The sequence below is a fragment of the Thalassospira sp. ABL2_045 genome, from assembly GCF_056161285.1.
The window spans coordinates 1-1,866 of the sequence record NZ_JBSWYV010000030.1 but is presented as its reverse complement, the minus strand read 5'-3'; the positions used below and the strand labels follow the sequence as shown (position 1 = coordinate 1,866).

The window sequence follows — 1,866 nt, the reverse complement described above, 5'->3', positions numbered from 1 at the left end:
CTCTCATATTGCTGCTCGGGATAGCTCACCGCTTCACCGCGGTCATAGACCCCGTCATCATGCAATGGCCGATAACTGATCTCCGTCTTCTCCCCGCGCCCGGTCTCAAACGCGTTTACAAGCGGATATCCCTCACCGTTCGAGCTCAGAAGATAGCTCTTGTCACTGACCTTCACCGCCTGAAGCACAAGATCTGCCGTACTGTCGCCGCCCGCATCCGTTACATGCAAAACATGATTATCCGCCCGCCAGTCGCTTTGACTCATCCCCCAAAGACTGTCGATTGCAAGCTTCTCTTCAAACCCGCTGCTCGTCGACTTCAGAAGATAACTCGCCTGACCTGAACTCTTGCCCTGAAGCAGAACGTCACCAAGACCGTCACCATTAAAGTCATAGGCAATCAGACGATGATTGTTCGACGCCCACAGCGACCGGCTCATACCCGAGCTGGTATCCAGCACCTGTGGTGCGACAAACCCGGCCCCATGTCCCAGAAGAAGCGAGCTGCCATAGCTCCCCGACGTTCCCTGCAACAGAAGATCTGAAAGACCATCGCCATTCACATCAATCACATGCAGTTCATAATGGTTCGACGCCCAGGCACCCTGGCTCATGCCCCACAGGCTGTCGATCGTCTCGACCGTCGCAAAGCCGATACCCGTCACATCATCTTCAAGGGATCGGTCCGCACGCAGAAGATAGCTGCTCTGACTCGACTTGCCCTGAAGCAGAAGATCCGACAGGCCATCACCGTCATAGTCAATCACATGCAGCTTGCGCTTATCCGATGCCCAATGCGTCGCACTCATGCCCGAGATCGTGCTGATATCCTCAAGATCCCCAAGCCCATCCGTGCCGCCCAAAGCCAGATAGCTGGCCTTTGAGTTACTCTTGCCCTGAAGCAGAACGTCACTGCGACCATCGCCATTATGGTCAATGACGTTAAGTTCGCTCTCATCCTGTGCCCAGTACGTTCCACTCAGACCGACAATATCGTCAAACCCGTCTTCCCCACCGGTCAGAAGATAACTTGCCTGACTGGTCGTCTGGCTTTGCAGCAGCACGTCACTGCGACCATCACCATTAAAATCAAGAATATGGATCTTGCGACGATCTGCCCGCCAGTAATCCGCATTGGTCGACGAGGTATCGGTTACATCCTTCAGAATGTAACCTGCCGCACTGCCCGTCAGAATATAGCTCGCCTCATTGCTGCTGCGCGCCTGGAACAGCCAGTCATCCCGACCATCGCCATTATGGTCAAGTACATGCAGAACATAATCCGTCGCCGCCCAGCGCGACGGATCAAGACCCATCCAGTTGCTCACATCGCTCCGCTCATACCCCGAGCTGAACGTCGTCCAGCTGACATCAAGTGGAAGACGGCAGTTCCCTGCCCCATCACAGACTTCAATCGACGACAGGATCGACATGTCTACGGCATCAGCCCCTTCATGCGGCAGATAGCTCATGTTGTAGGACGTAATCAGCGTCCCTTCTGACAGGGTCCGGATCGATGTCAGGCGCTGATCAAGGCTGGCAAGGCTGCCACCCTGATAGCTGCTGCGGACATCCGGACGGGCTTCATAGTCGAAGGCAACACGGGCAGCTTCACTGCCAGCGGTTCCGCCGCCATAGCCGATCTCGCTGATCCGATATCCGCCCGTCGTCTGATCTTCGATGTAACGATAGGAAATCACATTCCCAAAGCGGTCTTCGACCTTGCTCAGAAGCCAGTATTTTACCTCGCTCCCGGCCGTCCCGTCCGGCGCAACCGTCTCGATACGGCTATCAGATGCTTGACCATAGGATAAAATATGACCGCCGGCCGCATAAACGACAAACTGCTCGGGGCCACTTCCCGCA

General features: G+C 55.5%; 1 protein-coding gene. It reads right to left on the bottom strand.

What is annotated here, in order from left to right; genetic code table 11:
• A partial coding sequence (locus ACXAIA_RS20575) for an FG-GAP repeat domain-containing protein (RefSeq protein ID WP_475351001.1) occupies positions 1 to 1,866 on the bottom strand: 1,866 nt, incomplete at both ends.